Below are 17,795 nucleotides of genomic sequence, written 5' to 3' on the forward strand. Positions count from 1 at the left end.
AAAGAAAATATCTTTAATAGAGACCATCCCGGTCGCTCAATCCACTGTCCAGGCCTCGCTAAACGCTTCGCAGATAAAAATCTCAGCCAGCCCGCTGATTTGTTTCAAGCGTAACACTTCGTCCTGGTCCATCCCGAGTTCTTCACCGATCCGTTTTTCATTCCATCCCAGACGCGATAAGTCCCGTACAATATCGGACATTGCCGCAATCTGATGCTTTCCTCTGGCGCGATTATGCCGGATTGTGGCGGCAATGCGTTCTTTTTGTCCCCGCTGTGAGTCCTTGATAAGGGTGACGGGAAGATACCCATAAAGTCGACGAAACAGTTCCGGTCGTGACGATCCAATAAGATGCCGGTGAAACCCGTCAACAACAAGGTGTGTGTCCTGGTTCCGGGAAACGACAACCGGTTGTGTGAATCCATCCGCTTCGATAGAACGTTCCAGGAGTTTCTTCTCGACTGTCGCCATAACGTTTGGATTATAGTCATTGGCTTTTATTGACGAAGCCTTTACCCAAAGAACGCAATCTACAGGTTCATTACAGAAGGGGCTATGAATATGGATCAACTTTTTTAATTCGTTAATGGCCTGTATTTTACTGTTTACATCCTCAAAGGACCCCAGATAGCTGGCTACAGATTTCATTATCTCAGATGTCATTGCATTATTTTCCATTCTTCTCTTTTTTTACGTATTAACTGGCAATATTTTTCATAGTGCTTTGATTTTGTAGGACTGAACGATAGCAGCCGGCACCAGAAGTCATTTTTGAGTATTGTTTTACAAATTCTTCGCCAGGATGGCACATCCCGATAACCCAGATCGTTCTCCTGTGTGTCAGGAATATCCTCCGGATAATCCCGGACCTTATACCAGCTCAGGTAGATTGCAATTTTATTGCGATAATGCTCCGCGGTGCTGGCCGGCATGCTGTCCAGCAAAAACATGGCATAGCTTCGCCAGGTGAGATGCGCTGGTTTCTGAATTTTTGTGTTGAGGGCAAAATACCCTCCGCTTTGGTTGGCGTAAATAGCGCCACTATGCGCACCACAGACCCGCCGACACATTTTCTCCCAGGTTTCAGGTTCGAGCGTGTGATACAGCCATAACCCCCGCCGCTGTTCAGGACCAAAGGGCTCACAAACCCTCATGTTTCTTAATGGCACCCCTGCGCGATACATCAAATCATAGAGCGGGTTATAAGGAAGTTTGGATTTCGCGTTAAAGATCCAGATATCCCTGGTCTTCCAGTCATACAGCGGGTAGCAGGTGTAGCTGAAACCTTCCGGAGAAGCGGTTGTCCAGGGTTTGTCAGTTGCATAACGTAATTTCTTTTTCGATGTTAGCGCCATATATCTGTGCAATGACTCATCCGTGCGAATGCCAATTAATGAAGCCAAACTTCGTCCTGCAGCGAGCCATGTTATAAATTCAGGAATAAATGACTCGAAGGTCATGGCATCTTCATAAAACGGAAAGAAAGCGGGATCGGTGATCGCATCCTCAGGTGGCTGACGAACCCATTCAACGCCCGGTTGCCAGGCCGTCCACTCTGGCTGGTACTGTGATACGCCACTGACGGTGGTTAGTGGTAAGGCCACCCAGTAAAAATGGGAGATGACATCCTGATAGGTGCTCTTCATTACCTGGATATGCTGAACAGTTAAGGAATACTGAGCTTCCCAGTCAACGAAAAGAACACTAAATTTTTTGCGTTTTTGCCTGGCTACGGCTGCAGCTAAATGGAACAGTACGGTCGAATCTTTCCCCCCTGAAAAAGATAAACATACCCCCGCGAAAGTATCGAATACCCACTCCAGACGTAATATGGCGGCATCAAATACATCAATATCGAGTTTTAAAGGATTCACGCGTTCCTCACGTAATAGTTCATTAGTTCCAGCCTTATTCCATTGCCGGTCGATCACGTTAAGGGGGGGAACTGGCGTCCCCGGGCGTGGAACCGGATCGGGGAAGTGTCCCCTTAGGGGACATTGAAGGTAACGACATAGTTCGTAGATGTTATTCGGCTCATGGTGGGGTTAGGTGGCGAACCGCCTGCGGTCACGCTGCAGCCTATCGGGACGAAGATTGCCGGTTGGTACGTAGTGTATGTCTCCACGGGGCAATCCCCACCCCCTCCGGTCGTGTATGTTTCTACGATGCTAGTGTCGGCAGCCATAAGGGTGAATTCTAAGTTGTAGCCGTGTTCCGTGAAGCCGCTGGCTGTTGTCGTGATCAGAGCGTCGCAAAGGAATAATTCACACGTAAGCATGTCGGGGTATTGCACCGAGATGGTACCAGTGAAATGCTCCAGAGGGATATTTTTGCTGGTCCACGGGTTGACATCCATATAGCAAGTGACGTCCAGGGAGTGCCGCACATTAACGGTGGGGGGGACTTTAGCTGCGAGATCAGCCAGCGTGCTCGCGATGGCTGATGGTCCGTCGTTCCAATAATTGACGAGGGTGTTGCTGGGGCGGTCGTAGATAGTGCAGTTAGATACTCTTGCGTCAGATGACATTATTAGTATCGATTCGACATTGTTCGGCGTGTTGTAGTTTGGAGAGAGCAGGTAATCGGTCTTGGTCGTACCAGCATGCGCGAACCCGGAGGTGAGCGCGGCGAGGATTATCAGAAATTTCATGATCTATGTTCCAATATTATTTGTGAGGGCGCCAGCAGCATTAAACAAACTATTTTCCCAAATATCCCATCGACGTCATACGTTTGCACCCGTCGTACAGCCTCATCGTGAGAACTAACTGCCGACGAGTTTGCTCATAAAAAAGCCGCACCCGTTGATCCTGATGGTTTTGTAACGCTCGCGGCGACAAGGTGGTCCTCTGACTGTCAAAACAAGGGCTCAGCCAATCAAATCCATTACTCATTTTTCCGATTTGCATTTTATGTGGATGTTGTTCAAAACCACCGAATTCAAAAAAATAACCGAGTTGGGCAATAGTACTTCTGAGCTGCCAGTGCGTTCGCGTAAAAAACAAGAAATCGTCCATATACCTTGCATAATAAAATCCGTCATTCTCTTTTGGTTCGGTGAAATAACCATCTATGTGTTACGGTAAAGCTGCACCAGTTAGCGGGCTAAGCGCACATCCCCGGGGAATACCTGCAAGGGGGCATGTATTTCCCCACCGAACTCAACGCTGTAAAACACATATTGTTCAAGAGGTGAGGTGAGATATCACAAGAAATCATAAAGCATCATTACTTATAATTCAGATTAATATATGTCAATTACAGGTATTCAAATCTCAGGTTAATCACAGATACAAAACTTCCGCCTGTAACCTTTCCGGGTTTTGTCGCTACATATCCAGCATCAATTGGCAGATAATAACTGCTACCGGATGAATGCATAACAGTAAACGTTCTGTCGCCTGCAGGTCTGGCAAGAGTACCATTAACGTACACTTTCATTCCTAACCCACTGGCACTCCCCGTATTTTTAAATAAATCAGGGTTATCATTATCGGCTATGCCAAATGCAACAACGTTTACTATTGGGGGTAATGGGCACGTTATTCCTATTTTTACATTGTGACTATTAGTTCGATTGTTGTTGATAAATAACTTAGCAGGTATATCATCAAAAAAAACTGTATAGATAGGCTTATCAAATGAACAAGTATTAATAGGCCATTGTCGAGTCACTGTAAAGGATGTCGTGTCTCTATATGCTGCCATAACAGAGGTGGAAGTCATATAAAAAACCATAAAAAATATGATTATCGTAGATACCCCATAGCTGATTTTCATTACAAATTCATCCCGTGTATTTTGTGAAACAATCCATCAACATTGGCCACCGACCATGTGAGAGCTTTCTCCTGAAGACGCTTTAGTATTACTAGTATCCCCGATTTCATTAAGGTAACCATGTGGAGTACCTTTTCGTGTCATTATCCACCCATTCCCGGACTATTATTTTTAATTGCATGGTCATTTACTGGCATTCAGCGGTGATCCTGTTAATGACAGACGTCTTTGTCATGTCGCTAAGACTGTAACTGGTAGTGCAGGACTGACCACTATCTTTACCCCATTTCGCGCTGATTTCCCCTCGTTCTGGCATGCCTGCCATGTAAACTTGTCCGTCATCACCCACAAGACCGGTGGAGTTAACGGTGGTTACAACAGTGCCAAATGGTAATACTTTACCCTTGTGCATCAGTGTGAACAGGATGCGCTGACCCCGACGAACATTAAAGTCAGTCCTCACAATGGCCCCCTTTGTTGGCACAACGTTCGCCACGCCACCGTCGGCAAGATCGGTTTCATCATCCAGGGCTTGGGTATCGACAGCCACGCGGTTTTCACGATAGGCAGAGGTATAAGGCTTGATTGTAAATCCCCGCCAGTCGGTTCTGACGCCGGGTTCATTCTGAATGCTGACGTCCGAAACCCCATCTGTCGCAATCAGTACCGAGGTTTCTCCGAGAGGCTGCCCAAGCGTCAATCCGTCACGGTGCAGGATCATGCCGCCGGAGGCATTGTAGCTAATTTGCTGGTAGTCCCTGGCGTAGTTGTATCCAACGCCGGCATTCCCGTACTTCGCTTTATAACTTACGCTGGCATTACCCGACTGGCTTTGTGCTCCGCCCCCGATGCTGTGAGAAGCGCTCCAGTCCAGATTCCTGTCTTCCAGCAGCGTTCCGCTGACGCCCGCCATTGAACGCGTGTTCCCTTGCCCATCCCGGCTACCATAAAACGTGGCGTACACGGATGGGGTGTCGGAGGACGAACCAAAGAGTTTTTCCAGCGGCACTGAAACTGATAAGCCGATCGTTTTGTCAGTAAATGACGAAGCACCCGTACTTTTCTGGCGAGAATAGCCATAGTTAATCGAAAAGCTTGCCGGACCGACAGTGCTGCTGTACCCGATCTGCAGCGAGTCGTTGCTCGCACCGTCATTCCAGAAAGTTTGCCTGACTCCACTTAACCAGAAGGAACCAAAGCTGCCCACGGACTGGGATATATTGGCTTCAAAACGGGCCCGTTTACTGTTATTAAGATTGTAATAGTCGTATGTTTCCGGAAGCCGATTACCGTTCTCGTCTAAAGCATTCGGGTCAGACAGGCGGCCGCTCATTCTTTTCAGTGCCGTTTCATCTAGAGTATGAAAGCCTTTAGTTGAGTAGCGATAGCCCGTTAGACGAAAACGTGTTCCTGTTTCATTGAAGGAGCGGGCATATAGGAAACGTACTGACTGTCCGGTATAGTCTTTCCCGTTAGTCAGAGTGCTGTTGGCATGGGTAATATCAGCAGATACAGCACCCAGCCGCCCAAGATTAACCCCTGCTCCCGATTGAATAGCACGATAGTCAGCGGAATACTGAATTCCTCCATAAAGCGTCACATCATGAGGCCCACCCCATGCAAGGGTGCCCTGAAGGAATTCAGGACTTTCGTAGCGGGAACCGGAGGCACTTCGGTATCGCGCCGCAGTTAAACCGTATTTAAGACGGCTCTCGCGCAGCAGAACAGGGACTGAAGTATACGGGACAGTGAAAGTACGGACCTGCCCACTGGCCTCTTTGACGGTGACATTCAGGTCTCCACTGGCCATCATGGAGTTCAGGTCGTTGATTTCAAAAGGTCCCGGTGGAACTGATGTTTTATAAATCGTATAACCGCTCTGCATGATGGTCACCTCAGCATTACTTTCCGCTGTGCCGCGAACGACGGGGGCAAATCCACGCATTGTATCCGGATACATATTGTCATCCGTCGCCAGCTGAATACCACGAAAACGCAGCGCATCAAAAATATCCCCCGAGGTCGTTCCTTCCCCGGCAATAAAGGTGCTCTTGAGCGGAATAACGGCTCTCTCCAGATAGGAGTTAATTCGTTGCCATTGCTGACGCCGGCCGTACTGACTTTCATAATAGTTCCAGGCACGATAGTCCCTCAGGCGCCATGGCCCGATATTCACTCCGCTACCCAGGTTCAAAAAGTAACTCTTATTGTTAAAGGTGCTTGCGACCCGATTATTACCGCTTAAGTTATAGTTTAAAAATGCTGCGGTTATACCATTATCCCAGAGAGTAGGGTCAATATATCCCTGAGATGTGTTGCGCACATACATCTGAGGTATACTGACATCCAGCCGAAGTTTAGAAATGCTGAAAGAATAGAAAGCCGCCGGAATATATTGTGTTAATTCAATACAGTTGTTCTCTGCCGCTAACTCAAACCCGGGAAACAGTTCAGTCTTAACGCCGGCGTCACTCAAATCTTTTAACGAAAGGCAAGGGAGAAGACCACTGCTGTCCTTTACCCCTGATAACGAATTAACAGGTAATGATATAAAGTTAACAACTCTGTTTTTTATGTAATTGTCATTAACATAAATATCAACCTGGTATTGCCCTGGTAATTGACTTCCATCGGCACTGAACTTAGATAAATCGGCAATCTCGCCATTGTTATTTGTATTTAGAAATTCGGTTGGAAAAAACATCTCAGCCCAACTCTGAGTAGTAAACAAACAAAGGGAAGCTGACACAAAATAAGCTAAATTTTTATAAGGGTTCATAACCTGAGGCCAGAAAAATAGTTAGGGTTATCAATTTATTTTTGCTTTAATTACCTCAGACATACCACCGTAATCATTAATTACTCTGAAGCTCAGTTCCGATGCCGAAGGCGAGGGAAATGAAGCGCTAGCTTTTGGAGCAACCATGAGATTCTTATCTATATCTTTCTCGCCAGCCTTTATTTGCACCATTGTGATGAAGTACGGTGTTGGATTTGAAACGGAAATTTCAGAACCGCGCCGGCTGAAGGTTATCAGTGAAGGGGCCTTGCTTACTTCAGGTTGCAATCCATCAGGACGAACAAATAGTTTTATTCTTGTAGCTGTGGCCAGCAACAAGACATTTTGTCCTTTCATTTTTTCCTTATCAACGGCGGGGATTGATTTTGCAGTCAGGTAATAAAGGGTTTCACGGTCAGTAGGTAAGGAAGGGCCTGCATACATTACTCGTAGCGAATTCTCATCTTTTGGATTACTGACAAACAGTGGTGGTGTCATAATAAAATCGGAAGTTTTTTTTTCATTAGCATCATCGATCCATGATTGCACCATGAAACGGTCAACCTCCGAGGTATTACGTACAGAAACACTGACCTGCTTTTGCTTTAATGGGTAAATAATGCGCGTTCCGCCTAGTACAATGCCATTTGCAAAGGAGAGAGACGGAATAACGGCAGAGAATAAAAGAATTGAGAAAGTTAAGTTCTTTTTGCAGAGTGGAAACATAAAATGAGTACCTGTAAAGTCCGGCTTGTTAAGTCCGTGATCACCGCTCCCTTTAATAGGAACGGTGATTATTTATTGTCTGTAATGATTTACTCGTAATTGAGAGTAAAGCTTGCCGATGCATTTGCTTCGCCAGCGGCAACGCTGTTTGAGAGAGCAATATAGCGAGCGGTAAAGTCAAGCGCATTGTCACCTTCAACCAGAGTTTGAGCCGTTGAAGCCTGAGAGCCGTCCAGCTTCAGAGGAGCACCATCCTGCAGAATCTGGATACCTACATTGGTAATATCGCCCTGCGAGGTTTTCAGTACAGAATCAGCTGTCGTATCACCGCTGAAGGTTACGGTCGCAGTTGTCACACTTGGAGCACAGTCAGTCAAGTTGATAGAAAATGACTTTCCGCCAGTGGTTGCGCCAGAACCCGCATCAAAAGCATTGGAGGATACGGAGCCCAGATCAACCGCCTTATCACGAGAGTCAGTAGATAAGGAACAAGTTGCTTCAGTGATATTACCCTGGAATTGAACAGTGCTTGTTTCACCTTCAGCAGCATATGCAGAAGAGGCAATAAACATTGCTGGAATCAGAGCCGCAAAAAATTTAACTTTCATTTAAATATTTCCTTATGATTCAATTTATATTGAGCAAAATGCACTCATTACTATTCGCTTAATCAACAAGCCATGGTGATAACCCATGATAAAACGATTTTTTCAGGTTCCTGTTATATTCAAGAGCCAAGATTTTTCTCAATAAAAGTAGGCTTGCTGCACCACTTCTATCTATTCCATATAATGTCAGGGCGCGATGTTTTCGCTGATATAAAAACTTTGTCGATAACCTTGCCCTGGAAGCAACATGTTTAAAATGTACTCCTTCCCACAACAGCTTTAGAACAAACCAGTCCATTCGAGACAAAAGAGGGCGTTTATGTTCTGCACCAGGGCAGTGGTTGTTTTGCGCTTCTTTAATTGTATGCAGCAGGGTCTTAATGTTCGTTTGCTTGGGTAAAAACAATTTTTTGTCTTGTGTTCCAATTTCTCTACTCTCGCCGATAGTTCTCAGGACCAAAAGAATGTTCTGGTGTTCATCAGGTAATCTGTTAAGCACATATTCTATTTTATAGATACATTCAATGGCCACTACACAGAGTGAAGAGGGTTGGATGTTTAAATCAGGCATACCAGTATTCACATTAATGAGCACAAGATCAGTTCCTGTATTGCAGGATTCATGCAAAAAACCTGCAAGGAAGAACCCATCATCGGAAAAAATATATGTGGTATTCACCTTATCCCAATCAACAACACTCACAATAAAATTTCCTCAGGCTCAACATATAACCTTCTGATATAAGAATACTCAACGGAAACACCGCGTCTGGGATGATTTACAATCAAATTTTCAGGTGCGCCTACTTGTTCAAGACATGATTGTAACTCTTTAATTATTTGCCATAATCTTTGCTGTGACGTGCAAAGGCCTGCTTCGTCAAAGGCTTCTTGTAAAAGAACTCGCTTTGCAATAGGCCCTTTCCTGCTATTTTTAAGTAAGAAAGAGATGAGTGAAAGCGGCCCTTTTTTTAAAGGAGACATCGCCCAGACAAAAGACTTTCCATTCTTGTGAAGGATATACTTCACAAGCATAGCCCCTTCCAGATCAATAAGAATACCTGGGTCAATAATGTAACCGTAAACTTTAAGTGGGGTTGTAATGTCCATATCAACAGTATCCAGCCTGGCTTATTACTATCTTCCGAATTTAGAAAAATTATCCCAATTAAAAGCTAAAGGATGCAATGCGCAATTCAACCGCTCGAATCCCTCTGTTTGTGGTGTAAATCACCACAGGTTGCTTTTTTTGCAGTCAAAGTGCGATGGCTTGTCCATTGATTAAGTTGATTTACCTGGATGTTGTTAAGTGCCAAATATGAACATAATATCTTTTTTTTAATGCATTTATTAACACGTATCCTACAGAGGTAATACAAGACTTAAACATTAATAAAGCTCTAATCAGAAACAAAATTTCCATGGCGTTGGTGAACGCAGCAAAGATACGATACGGTCAAAAAAAAACCTACTCAGTTTGCGTAAGTTTTCCGCACATTTGAGTTATCAGGCTTACTCAGGTTTTATCAACTTTTGTCAGTCTGCCTGAGTATGGAACTTCAGCTATAATAGAAGTCCAGGAATGCCGGTTTCTCGCGGCATAAATGAACGAGTGAAGGTGGGTTACGCTTCAAGATTTTTCTGGTGCTAAAAGGGTTGCCTCTCTCTATCAGTTTCGTTGGACGGGTAAAGAGAGGTCTTCTACAAACCTGACTAGAACACATTCAAAGCCAGACTGATGAATGTTGAGTAAAAATCAGTACGTGGTTGTATATGGCTACCTATGAGTCTGTGAACAAAGTCAACTTTACGTGTTAATAAACATGAAAAAACCTCTCTCGCTTTCAGACATTGAAAGTATGGTGATCGGTGACAAATTTGAATTTCTTCCCCTACTCAGAGAACTTAGAGTACTTGAGACACAGGAGAATGCCATCCTTCACTCTACTGCAAGCCAGTGCCTGCTACTGCTGTTATGCCATCAGGGGCAGATTTTGACCCGGGAAGAACTCATTGAGTTTGCATGGGGAGAAAAAGCGTCTAATTTTGTCACCAACCATACGTTTTACCAGACCATATCTGTGCTGAGGAAAGCCCTGGTCGCTCTCGGTTGTGATGACATTATCATAACGGTTCCACGGAAAGGATTAACTGTGGGAGCTGGAATCAAAATTAGTACCATATATTCTGTGGCGGCGAGTAAAAAAATATACAACACGGGCAGTAACTCTCATACATGGTATTCATTTTTATCTGCAAAATTCCTTTTCACTATTGCCGGGATCATGCTGTGTACGGGTATGGTACTGGTTGTAACGAAAACTAATACCGATCCATTTTCGTTTTATCAGGACTATTCTCTAGGGAAATGCATAATAAAATTCTCAGATTCACGAAAAGTTACTTTTGATTCATCGATTGTCAATCGATTAGGGATTAATTGCGAAGATGGAAATAAAACTGTTTTTATTACAGTTAATGAAGACATCAGGCGTGATTCAGCGATTGTCTGTGATACGTTTAATCGCGACAAACAAGATTGCCATACCATCCGGATGATACGATAAATGAGAATAGTGAAAGTGGTGTCTATAGTTGTTACAGGCATTGCGGCGCTAATCCTGTTCTGCAGTGTGTGGTATGTTTATCGGCCAACCACTGATAATTTCAGCTGTACCAGTGATGATTTTTTGCTGCATGAAGGTATGCAGATGCGTGCGCGATATATACTGTCTATCGTTGATGGTAATGGTAGTATCAGAGTTATTGGCGCGGTAACCAGTAAAGGTGAAAGCTACCCTGTTAGCCGACAGATTCACTTTACCTATACGAGGCAGGATAATGAATACTTGCTTACCAGTACCCATATTGTGACCTTCAGCAATGATAAAGGGATAGAGAGTGCGGCTAACAAGCACTATCCTGCTTTTTTTTCTCTTGCTGGCCAAAAACTAACTGTCAAAATCCTAAATGATCGGTATGACAATAAGGTCATATATTTTGGTGGGGTTCCGCTTTTTTATTGTCTCAGAGATCGTTAGTCTTCGTTTTTTTGCTGATAATGAGTACGTCAGCCAGCACGGGCGCTAAAATTTTGCTGTAACATAATAAGCTCGGTCTAATCTGACTGTAATCAGTACTGGTCCATATAGTTGCAAAGCCGGGAGCGTTCAATAAATTATTGGATATTATGATTATTGACTGCCGTGAATCCATCAGTCTGGATCTTGAGCCTGATAATCCTGGCCGGTGGCTCAATAGGGAAACAACAATATTATTCTGCTTCAGCTGCTGGTTGATGGTGGCATCGTTGAATCTGAATGGCGCTGGCGAACAATCGGCAAACCATTATGAGCAGGGCGCTGCCCGTTCGACAGCAGACTCCCCCTCAGCGCAGAATGGCCTGACAAATCGCCTCGCTGACCTGCTGAGTTGAGGCCGTGCCCTGCATATCCGGCGTTTTCGGCCCGCTGGCAATTACCTGCTCGATGGCTGTCAGAATGCCGCTGTGCGCCGCTTCGTAGCGCGCGTCGCCGGCGCCGAGGAAATCAAGCATCATCGCCCCGGCCCAGATGGTCGCTATCGGGTTGGCGATATTTTTGCCGTAAATATCCGGCGCCGAGCCGTGGACCGGTTCAAACAGCGACGGGAAGGTGCGCTCGGGGTTGAGGTTTGCCGAAGGCGCGATACCGATGGTGCCGGTACAGGCCGGGCCGAGATCGGAGAGAATATCGCCGAACAGGTTCGAGGCCACCACCACGTCAAAGCGTTCGGGCTGCAGCACGAAGCGGGCGCAGAGGATATCGATATGCTGCTTGTCCCAACGGATCTCCGGGTAGTGCTCAGCCATCGCCTCAACCCGCTCGTCCCAGTAAGGCATGCTGATGGCCAGACCGTTGGACTTGGTCGCCGAGGTCAGGGTTCTGCGCGGCCGACTCTGCGCCAGCTCAAAGGCGTAGCGCAGAATGCGATCGACGCCGCGGCGGGTGAACACCGACTCCTGAATCACCACCTCGTGCTCGGTGCCCGGGTTCACGCGTCCGCCGAGGGACGAATACTCGCCTTCGGTATTCTCACGCACCACGTAGAAGTCGATATCACCGGCCTTTTTCCCCGCCAGCGGGCAGGGGACGCCGGCGAACAGGCGCACCGGGCGCAGGTTGACGTACTGATCGAACTCGCGGCGAAACTTCAGCAGCGATCCCCACAGGGAGACGTGGTCCGGCACGGCGTCGGGCCAGCCGACGGCGCCGAAATAGATGGCGTCGAATTCTTTGAGTTGAGCATGCCAGTCGTCCGGCATCATTTTGCCGTGGCGGGCATAGTAGTCGCAGCTCGCCCAGTCAATCTGCTCAAAGCTGAGCGCCAGGTCCCAGCGCTCGGCCGCGGCCTGTAAGACGCGAATACCTTCGGGCAGAACTTCTTTACCAATACCGTCGCCGGGAATGGCGGCAATCCGCCAGGTTTTCTTCATACGGGTTCTCATTTGTTGGCCTGCGAAATTGACTTCCCCTCTATCCTATAATTGACTGGTTCATAATTAATCATGCCAACTGGTGAAACATAAAACACACTTTATGAATAATCTGCCGCTGCTTAACGATCTCCGCGTGTTTATGCTGGTCGCCCGCCGCGCCGGTTTTGCCGCCGCCGCCGAAGAGCTGGGTGTCTCACCGGCCTACGTCAGCAAGCGGATCGCCCTGCTTGAGCAGGCCCTGAACGTGGTGCTTTTGCATCGCACCACCCGGCGCGTCGCCATTACCGAAGAGGGCGAGCGCATCTACGAATGGGCGCAGCGCATTTTGCAGGATGTGGATCAGATGATGGACGAACTCTCCGATGTCCGTCAGGTCCCGCAGGGGACGCTACGGATTATCAGCAGCTTCGGTTTCGGTCGGAGGGTGGTGGCGCCCGCGCTGTCGGCGCTGGCCCGGGAGTATCCCCAGCTGGAGCTGCGCTTCGATGTTGAGGACCGGCTGGTGGATCTGGTCAGCGAAGGGGTGGATTTAGATATTCGCGTCGGGGACGATATTGCCCCGAACCTGATTGCCCGCAAGCTGGCGACCAATCAGCGTATTCTCTGCGCCTCGCCGGACTTCCTCGCGCGCTATCCGCAGCCTAAGCAGCTTAGCGATCTGGCGACCCTGCCGTGCCTGGTGATTAAAGAACGCGATCGGCCCTTCGGCGTATGGCAGCTGCAGGGCAAAGAGGGAGAGAGGGCGATTAAGGTCGGCGGACCGCTGTCGTCGAACCACGGCGAAATTGTGCATCAGTGGTGTCTCGACGGTCAGGGGATCGCTTTACGCTCCCGGTGGGACGTCAGTGAAAATATCGCCAGCGGCCATCTGGTTCACGTGCTGCCGGACTATTACCAGCCCGCCAACGTCTGGGCGGTATACGTGTCGCGGCTGGCGACCTCAGCTAAAATTCGCGCTAGCGTGGAGTTTTTGCGCCACTATTTTCAGCAGCACTATCCCCAGCACTATCCCCAGCATTATCTGCAGCAGAGCGTGGTCAGCGGCGAGGTGAAATAGCCGGCGGCGCTGGCCGCCGGCCGAGGGCGTTACGGGCGAGTCACGTTGTGCAAAATAGCCAGCGCGCTGGCGAACTGCGCGTCCGGGATGGTGAGCGGATAGAGGAAGCGAATCACGTTGCCGTACTGGCCGCAGGTCAGCAGCAGCAGGCCCTGCTCCAGCGCCCGACGCTGGATCGCCTGCGCCAGCGCCGCCGAAGGCTCGCCGCTTGCCGGGTCAACGAACTCGGCGGCAATCATCGAACCCACGCCGCGTACCTCCGCCAGTCCCGGACACCAGGCCTTTGCCTCTTCCAGGCTTGCCGTCAGGCGCTCGCCGAGGGCGTTCGCGCGGGCGCACAGCCCCTCTTTATCAATGATATTAAGCACCGCGTGGGCGGCGGCCACCGCCAGCGGGTTACCGGCATAGGTACCGCCTAATCCGCCTGGCGCCGGGGCGTCCATAATCTGCGCGTTGCCGACCACTCCGGAGAGCGGCATGCCGCCTGCCAGGCTCTTCGCCATGGTCATCAGGTCCGGCTTATCGGCATAGTGATCCATGGCGAACAGCTTACCGGTGCGGGCAAAGCCGCTCTGCACCTCATCGGCAATCATCACGATGCCGTGCTCGTCGCACAGGCGGCGAACGGCGGCGACCAGCTCTTTCGGCGCGACGTTAAAGCCGCCTTCGCCCTGTACCGGTTCAAAAATAATCGCCGCCACCTGTTTGGCTTCAATATCGGCCTTGAACAGGCGTTCGATGGCGGATAGCGCGTCCTGGGTGGTGATGCCGTGCAGGGCCGACGGATAGGGGACGTGGTAGATGGAGCCGGGGAACGGCCCGAAGCCCAGTTTATAGGGCGCCACTTTACCGGTCAGCGCCATCGTCATGTAGGTGCGGCCGTGGAAGCCGCCGCCAAAGGCGATAACGCCGGGGCGTCCGGTATGGGCGCGGGCAATTTTAATCGCGTTTTCTACCGCTTCGGCGCCGGTAGAAAAGAAGGCGGTTTTGGCCGGGCCCCGCACCGGCGCCAGCTCGTTAAGCTTCTCGGCCAGCGCCACGTAGCTCTCGTAGGGCACAATCTGGTAGGCGGTATGGGTAAACTGCTGCAGCTGCTGCTGCACGGCGGCGACCAGTTCCGGATGGCGATGCCCGGTATTCAGCACGGCGATCCCGGCGGCAAAGTCGATGTAATCCCGACCTTCGACGTCGGTCAGGGTGGCGTTTTGCGCCGATTGGGCAAAGAAGTTGCACATCACGCCCACGCCGCGCGGGGTCGCTGCAAGACGACGCTGATGAAATTCGCTGTTGCTCATGTTTAACACCTTTTAGCAAAATTAATGACGTTGACCGGCGCGGAGGCTTACACCCCGAGGCGATCGCGCAGGCTGTAGTAGGCGGCGCCCATCGCGGTGAACGGAATGCGCAGGCTGCGCCCGCCCGGGAACGGGTAGTGCGGCAGTTTGGCAAAGGCGTCGAAGCGCTCGGCGTCGCCGCGCAGCAGCTCGGAAATCAGCCTGCCGGCGAGGTGCGTACAGGTCACGCCGTGGCCGCTGTAGCCCTGCATGTAGTAAATATTCTTATCGAGACGGCCGAACTGCGGCATCCGCGACAGGGTCAGCAGGAAGTTGCCGGTCCAGCGATAGTCGATCTTCACGCCCTTCAGCTGGGGGAAGGTTTTCAGCAGCTTGGGCATAATCAGGCGCTCGACGTCGTCCGGATCCCGGGCGCCGTAGACCACGCCGCCGCCGTAGAGCAGGCGGTTATCGCCGGTTAAGCGGTAGTAATCCAGCAGGTAGTTGCAGTCCTCCACGCAGTAGTTCTGCGGGATCAGCGAACGCGCGACTTCATCAGAGAGCGGCTCGGTGGTGACCACCTGGGTGCCGCAGGGCATGCTGCGCTTCGCCAGCTCCGGCTCGACCTTATCGCCGAGATAGGCGTTACCGGCGACGATAACGTAGCGCGCGGTGACCTGGCCGCGGGCGGTGCTGACCACCGCCGGGCTGGTGTGCTGAATCTGCGTGACCGGCGACTGCTCGTACACCCGGCCGCCGTTGAGGCGGATGGCATCCGCTTCGCCAATAGCCAGATTCAGGGGATGAATATGGCCACCGCTGTGGTCGAGCAGCGCGCCGGTGTAGCGATCGCTGTTAACTTCGCGACGGATAGCGTTGGCGTCCAGCAGCTCCAGCTGGCTATTGCCATAGCGCTCCCAGTTCTCTTTTTGCTCTTCCAGCGTCTCCATCTGCTTAGGGTTCATCGCCACAAACAGGCCGCCAGGGCGGTAGTCGCAGGCAATCTGATAGCGCTTGATGCGCTCGCGAATAATATCCCCGCCCTCAAACATCATGCTGCCCAGCATCTTTGCCGCATCCGGGCCGTAGGTGCGTTCAATCACGTCGATATCGCGGCTGTAGGAGTTAACCAGCTGGCCGCCGTTGCGGCCGCTGGCGCCAAAGCCGATGCGCGCGCCTTCCAGCAGCACCACGTCATAGCCCATCTCCGCAAGATGCAGGGCCGAGGAGAGGCCGGTATAGCCGCCGCCGACGACGCAGACGTCGCAGCTGATGGATTCATCCAGCGTCGGGAACGGCTCATAGGCGTTGGCGCTGGCGGCGTAATAGCTGGTGGTATGTTCGGTCATGATTAGGACTCCAGAGCAATCCAGATGGTTTTCAGTTCGGTGAATTTTTCCAGCGCATGCAGGGACTTATCGCGTCCGTTTCCGCTCTGCTTGTAGCCGCCGAAAGGTACGGTCATATCACCATCGTTATAGTTGTTGACGAAGACCGAGCCGGCCTTCAGGCGGCGGCTCAGACGGTGGGCGCGGGAGAGATCGCGGGTCCACACCGCGGCGCCGAGGCCGTAGCGGCTGTCGTTGGCCAGCTGCAGCGCCTGTTCTTCCGTTTTGAAGCGGGTCACCACCAGCACCGGGCCGAAGATCTCTTCCCGGCTGATGGTCGAGGTGGGATCGACGTCGACAAAAATGGTTGGCCCAATCGCCGCCGGCCACGGGTTTTTGCGCCCGTCGAGCAGCAGAGTGCTTTTGCTCTCTCCGGCGCGAATAAAGCTGTGAACGCTATCGGCGTGGGTGTTATCGATAAGCATCCCCATGGTGGTGTTCGGATCGAGCGGATTGCCTGGCTGCCAGAGGCTGGCCTGCTCCTGCAGACGCGCGAGAAACTCGTCGGCGATACTCTCTTCCACCAGCAGGCGGGTGCCGGCAATGCACACCTGGCCCTGGTTATAGAAGATGCCGCCGGCGGTGGCGTTCACCGCTTTTTGCAGATCCGGGCAGTCGGCGAAGACGATGTTGGCGCTTTTGCCGCCGGCCTCCAGCCACACGCGCTTCATATTGCTGTCGCCGGCATCTTTTAGCAGCTGCTTGCCGGTGCGGGTCGAGCCGGTAAAGGTGATGACTTCAACGTCCGGGTGCAGGGAGAGGGCCTGGCCCGCGTCGTGGCCGAAGCCGCTGATGACGTTGAGCACGCCGTCCGGCAGCCCGGCCTCTTTTGCCAGCCCGGCAAGGCGCAGCGCGCTGAGCGGCGATTTTTCTGACGGCTTAAGGATCACGCTATTGCCGGCCGCCAGCGCCGGGCCCAGCTTCCAGCAGGCCAGCAGCAGGGGGAAGTTCCACGGCACCACCGCGGCGACGACGCCAATCGGCTCGCGGACGATCATCGCCAGCTCGTTCACGCCGGTCGGGGCAACTTCGCCATAGACTTTATCGATAGCCTCGGCGTACCAGCGGATCGCGCGGGCCGCGCCGGGAATATCATCGCGCAGGCTGTGGCGAATCGGTTTGCCGGTGTCGAGGGTTTCCAGCAGGGCCAGCTCTTCGCGATGGGATTCCATCAGGTCGGCAAATTTATGCAGCACCGCTTTACGTCGGGCCGGCGAGGCCTGGGACCAGTCGCCGCGATCGAAGACGCTGCGCGCGGCCTGAACGGCAAGCTCGACGTCGGCTTTTTTACCGCGCGCCACGTGGGCCAGCGTTTGCTGAGCGGCGGGGTCGATGGTTTCAAAGGTGCTATTATCGGCGGCGGCGCAATATTCACCATTAATAAATAAACGGGTTTCCGGTTGCAGGCTATTTGCTTTTTCCTGCCAGTAGTTTAGATGCTGAAAATCCATATATAGACTCCATCATAATATAAGCGGGTAAGAGTATTCATAAAGTAATCGGATAATAATATTCGGTATTTCCAGACAGCGCGGGGCGGCTTCGGCCAGAGCGCAAGCCGATGCGTTGGGATACAGATGTTCCCCGGAGTCAGATACCGTTCAGCGCTATTTATTGGCGCATTTTATTGAGGCCGGCGGAGAGTGATATTACCGCGCTGCGCAAATGGATTATTTGCGTACTCTTCGCGCCGGCGGAAATATTTC

At 50.8% G+C, this 17,795-nt stretch carries 16 protein-coding genes; 3 read left to right on the forward strand and 13 right to left on the reverse strand.

From position 1 onward, the window contains the following. Positions 1–36: 36 nt before the first annotated feature. From RTE01_RS03450 to RTE01_RS03490, 9 genes are all read right to left on the reverse strand, one after another. Entirely contained in the window at positions 37–678 is a 642-nt protein-coding gene (locus tag RTE01_RS03450; protein WP_407576007.1) for an IbrB-like domain-containing protein, read from the reverse strand. Next, positions 660–1,874 (reverse strand): phosphoadenosine phosphosulfate reductase, encoded by a 1,215-nt coding sequence (locus RTE01_RS03455; protein WP_134525502.1) that lies wholly within the window; start codon positions 1,872–1,874, stop codon positions 660–662. The genes RTE01_RS03450 and RTE01_RS03455 overlap by 19 nt, the downstream gene beginning before the upstream one ends. Before the next feature lie 113 nt (positions 1,875–1,987). Beyond that, positions 1,988–2,650 (reverse strand): hypothetical protein, encoded by a 663-nt coding sequence (locus tag RTE01_RS03460; protein ID WP_134525503.1) that lies wholly within the window; start codon positions 2,648–2,650, stop codon positions 1,988–1,990. 608 nt (positions 2,651–3,258) lie between these two features. Then, positions 3,259–3,780 (reverse strand): fimbrial protein, encoded by a 522-nt coding sequence (locus RTE01_RS03465; RefSeq protein ID WP_134525504.1) that lies wholly within the window; start codon positions 3,778–3,780, stop codon positions 3,259–3,261. 187 nt (positions 3,781–3,967) lie between these two features. Then, positions 3,968–6,559 carry a fimbria/pilus outer membrane usher protein gene (locus tag RTE01_RS03470; RefSeq protein WP_141334689.1) on the reverse strand — a complete coding sequence of 864 codons (2,592 nt, stop codon included), beginning with the start codon at positions 6,557–6,559 and terminating at the stop codon, positions 3,968–3,970. A gap of 30 nt (positions 6,560–6,589) precedes the next feature. Next, entirely contained in the window at positions 6,590–7,285 is a 696-nt protein-coding gene (locus tag RTE01_RS03475; RefSeq protein ID WP_141334691.1) for a fimbria/pilus periplasmic chaperone, read from the reverse strand. An 89-nt stretch (positions 7,286–7,374) separates the two neighbouring features. Further along, positions 7,375–7,893 (reverse strand): fimbrial protein, encoded by a 519-nt coding sequence (locus RTE01_RS03480; RefSeq protein ID WP_134525512.1) that lies wholly within the window; start codon positions 7,891–7,893, stop codon positions 7,375–7,377. Between the two features lie 58 nt (positions 7,894–7,951). After that, entirely contained in the window at positions 7,952–8,596 is a 645-nt protein-coding gene (locus RTE01_RS03485) for a hypothetical protein (RefSeq protein WP_134525514.1), read from the reverse strand. Further along, the gene (locus RTE01_RS03490) at positions 8,593–9,003 is read right to left on the reverse strand and encodes a hypothetical protein (RefSeq protein WP_134525516.1); all 411 of its coding nucleotides are present in this window, start codon (positions 9,001–9,003) and stop codon (positions 8,593–8,595) included. Before RTE01_RS03490 ends, RTE01_RS03485 begins: the two co-directional genes overlap by 4 nt. Before the next feature lie 713 nt (positions 9,004–9,716). On the opposite strand from RTE01_RS03490, the gene RTE01_RS03495 reads away from it, so the two are divergent. Next, positions 9,717–10,460 carry a winged helix-turn-helix domain-containing protein gene (locus RTE01_RS03495; protein WP_134525518.1) on the forward strand — a complete coding sequence of 248 codons (744 nt, stop codon included), beginning with the start codon at positions 9,717–9,719 and terminating at the stop codon, positions 10,458–10,460. Between the two features lie 9 nt (positions 10,461–10,469). After that, a complete protein-coding gene (locus RTE01_RS03500; RefSeq protein ID WP_166793718.1) occupies positions 10,470–10,934 on the forward strand; it encodes a hypothetical protein in 465 nt (154 codons plus the stop codon). 347 nt (positions 10,935–11,281) lie between these two features. Here RTE01_RS03500 and RTE01_RS03505 read toward each other — a convergent pair whose 3' ends face one another. After that, entirely contained in the window at positions 11,282–12,367 is a 1,086-nt protein-coding gene (locus tag RTE01_RS03505) for a tartrate dehydrogenase (protein WP_134525522.1), read from the reverse strand. Between the two features lie 82 nt (positions 12,368–12,449). On the opposite strand from RTE01_RS03505, the gene RTE01_RS03510 reads away from it, so the two are divergent. Further along, positions 12,450–13,427, forward strand: coding sequence for a LysR substrate-binding domain-containing protein (locus RTE01_RS03510; protein ID WP_166793719.1), 978 nt, complete (start codon positions 12,450–12,452; stop codon positions 13,425–13,427). Between the two features lie 29 nt (positions 13,428–13,456). Here RTE01_RS03510 and puuE read toward each other — a convergent pair whose 3' ends face one another. The 3 genes from puuE to puuC are packed head-to-tail and all read right to left on the reverse strand — an operon-like array spanning position 13,457 to position 17,540. Further along, a complete protein-coding gene (gene puuE / locus RTE01_RS03515; RefSeq protein ID WP_134525524.1) occupies positions 13,457–14,722 on the reverse strand; it encodes a 4-aminobutyrate transaminase in 1,266 nt (421 codons plus the stop codon). A gap of 47 nt (positions 14,723–14,769) precedes the next feature. Continuing rightward, the gene (locus tag RTE01_RS03520; RefSeq protein WP_134525526.1) at positions 14,770–16,050 is read right to left on the reverse strand and encodes an NAD(P)/FAD-dependent oxidoreductase; all 1,281 of its coding nucleotides are present in this window, start codon (positions 16,048–16,050) and stop codon (positions 14,770–14,772) included. A gap of 2 nt (positions 16,051–16,052) precedes the next feature. Then, entirely contained in the window at positions 16,053–17,540 is a 1,488-nt protein-coding gene (puuC, locus tag RTE01_RS03525; RefSeq protein ID WP_134525528.1) for an aldehyde dehydrogenase PuuC, read from the reverse strand. Positions 17,541–17,795: the final 255 nt, after the last annotated feature.

The sequence above is a fragment of the Klebsiella terrigena genome, from assembly GCF_006539725.1.
GTDB classification, from domain to species: Bacteria; Pseudomonadota; Gammaproteobacteria; order Enterobacterales; family Enterobacteriaceae; genus Klebsiella; species Klebsiella terrigena.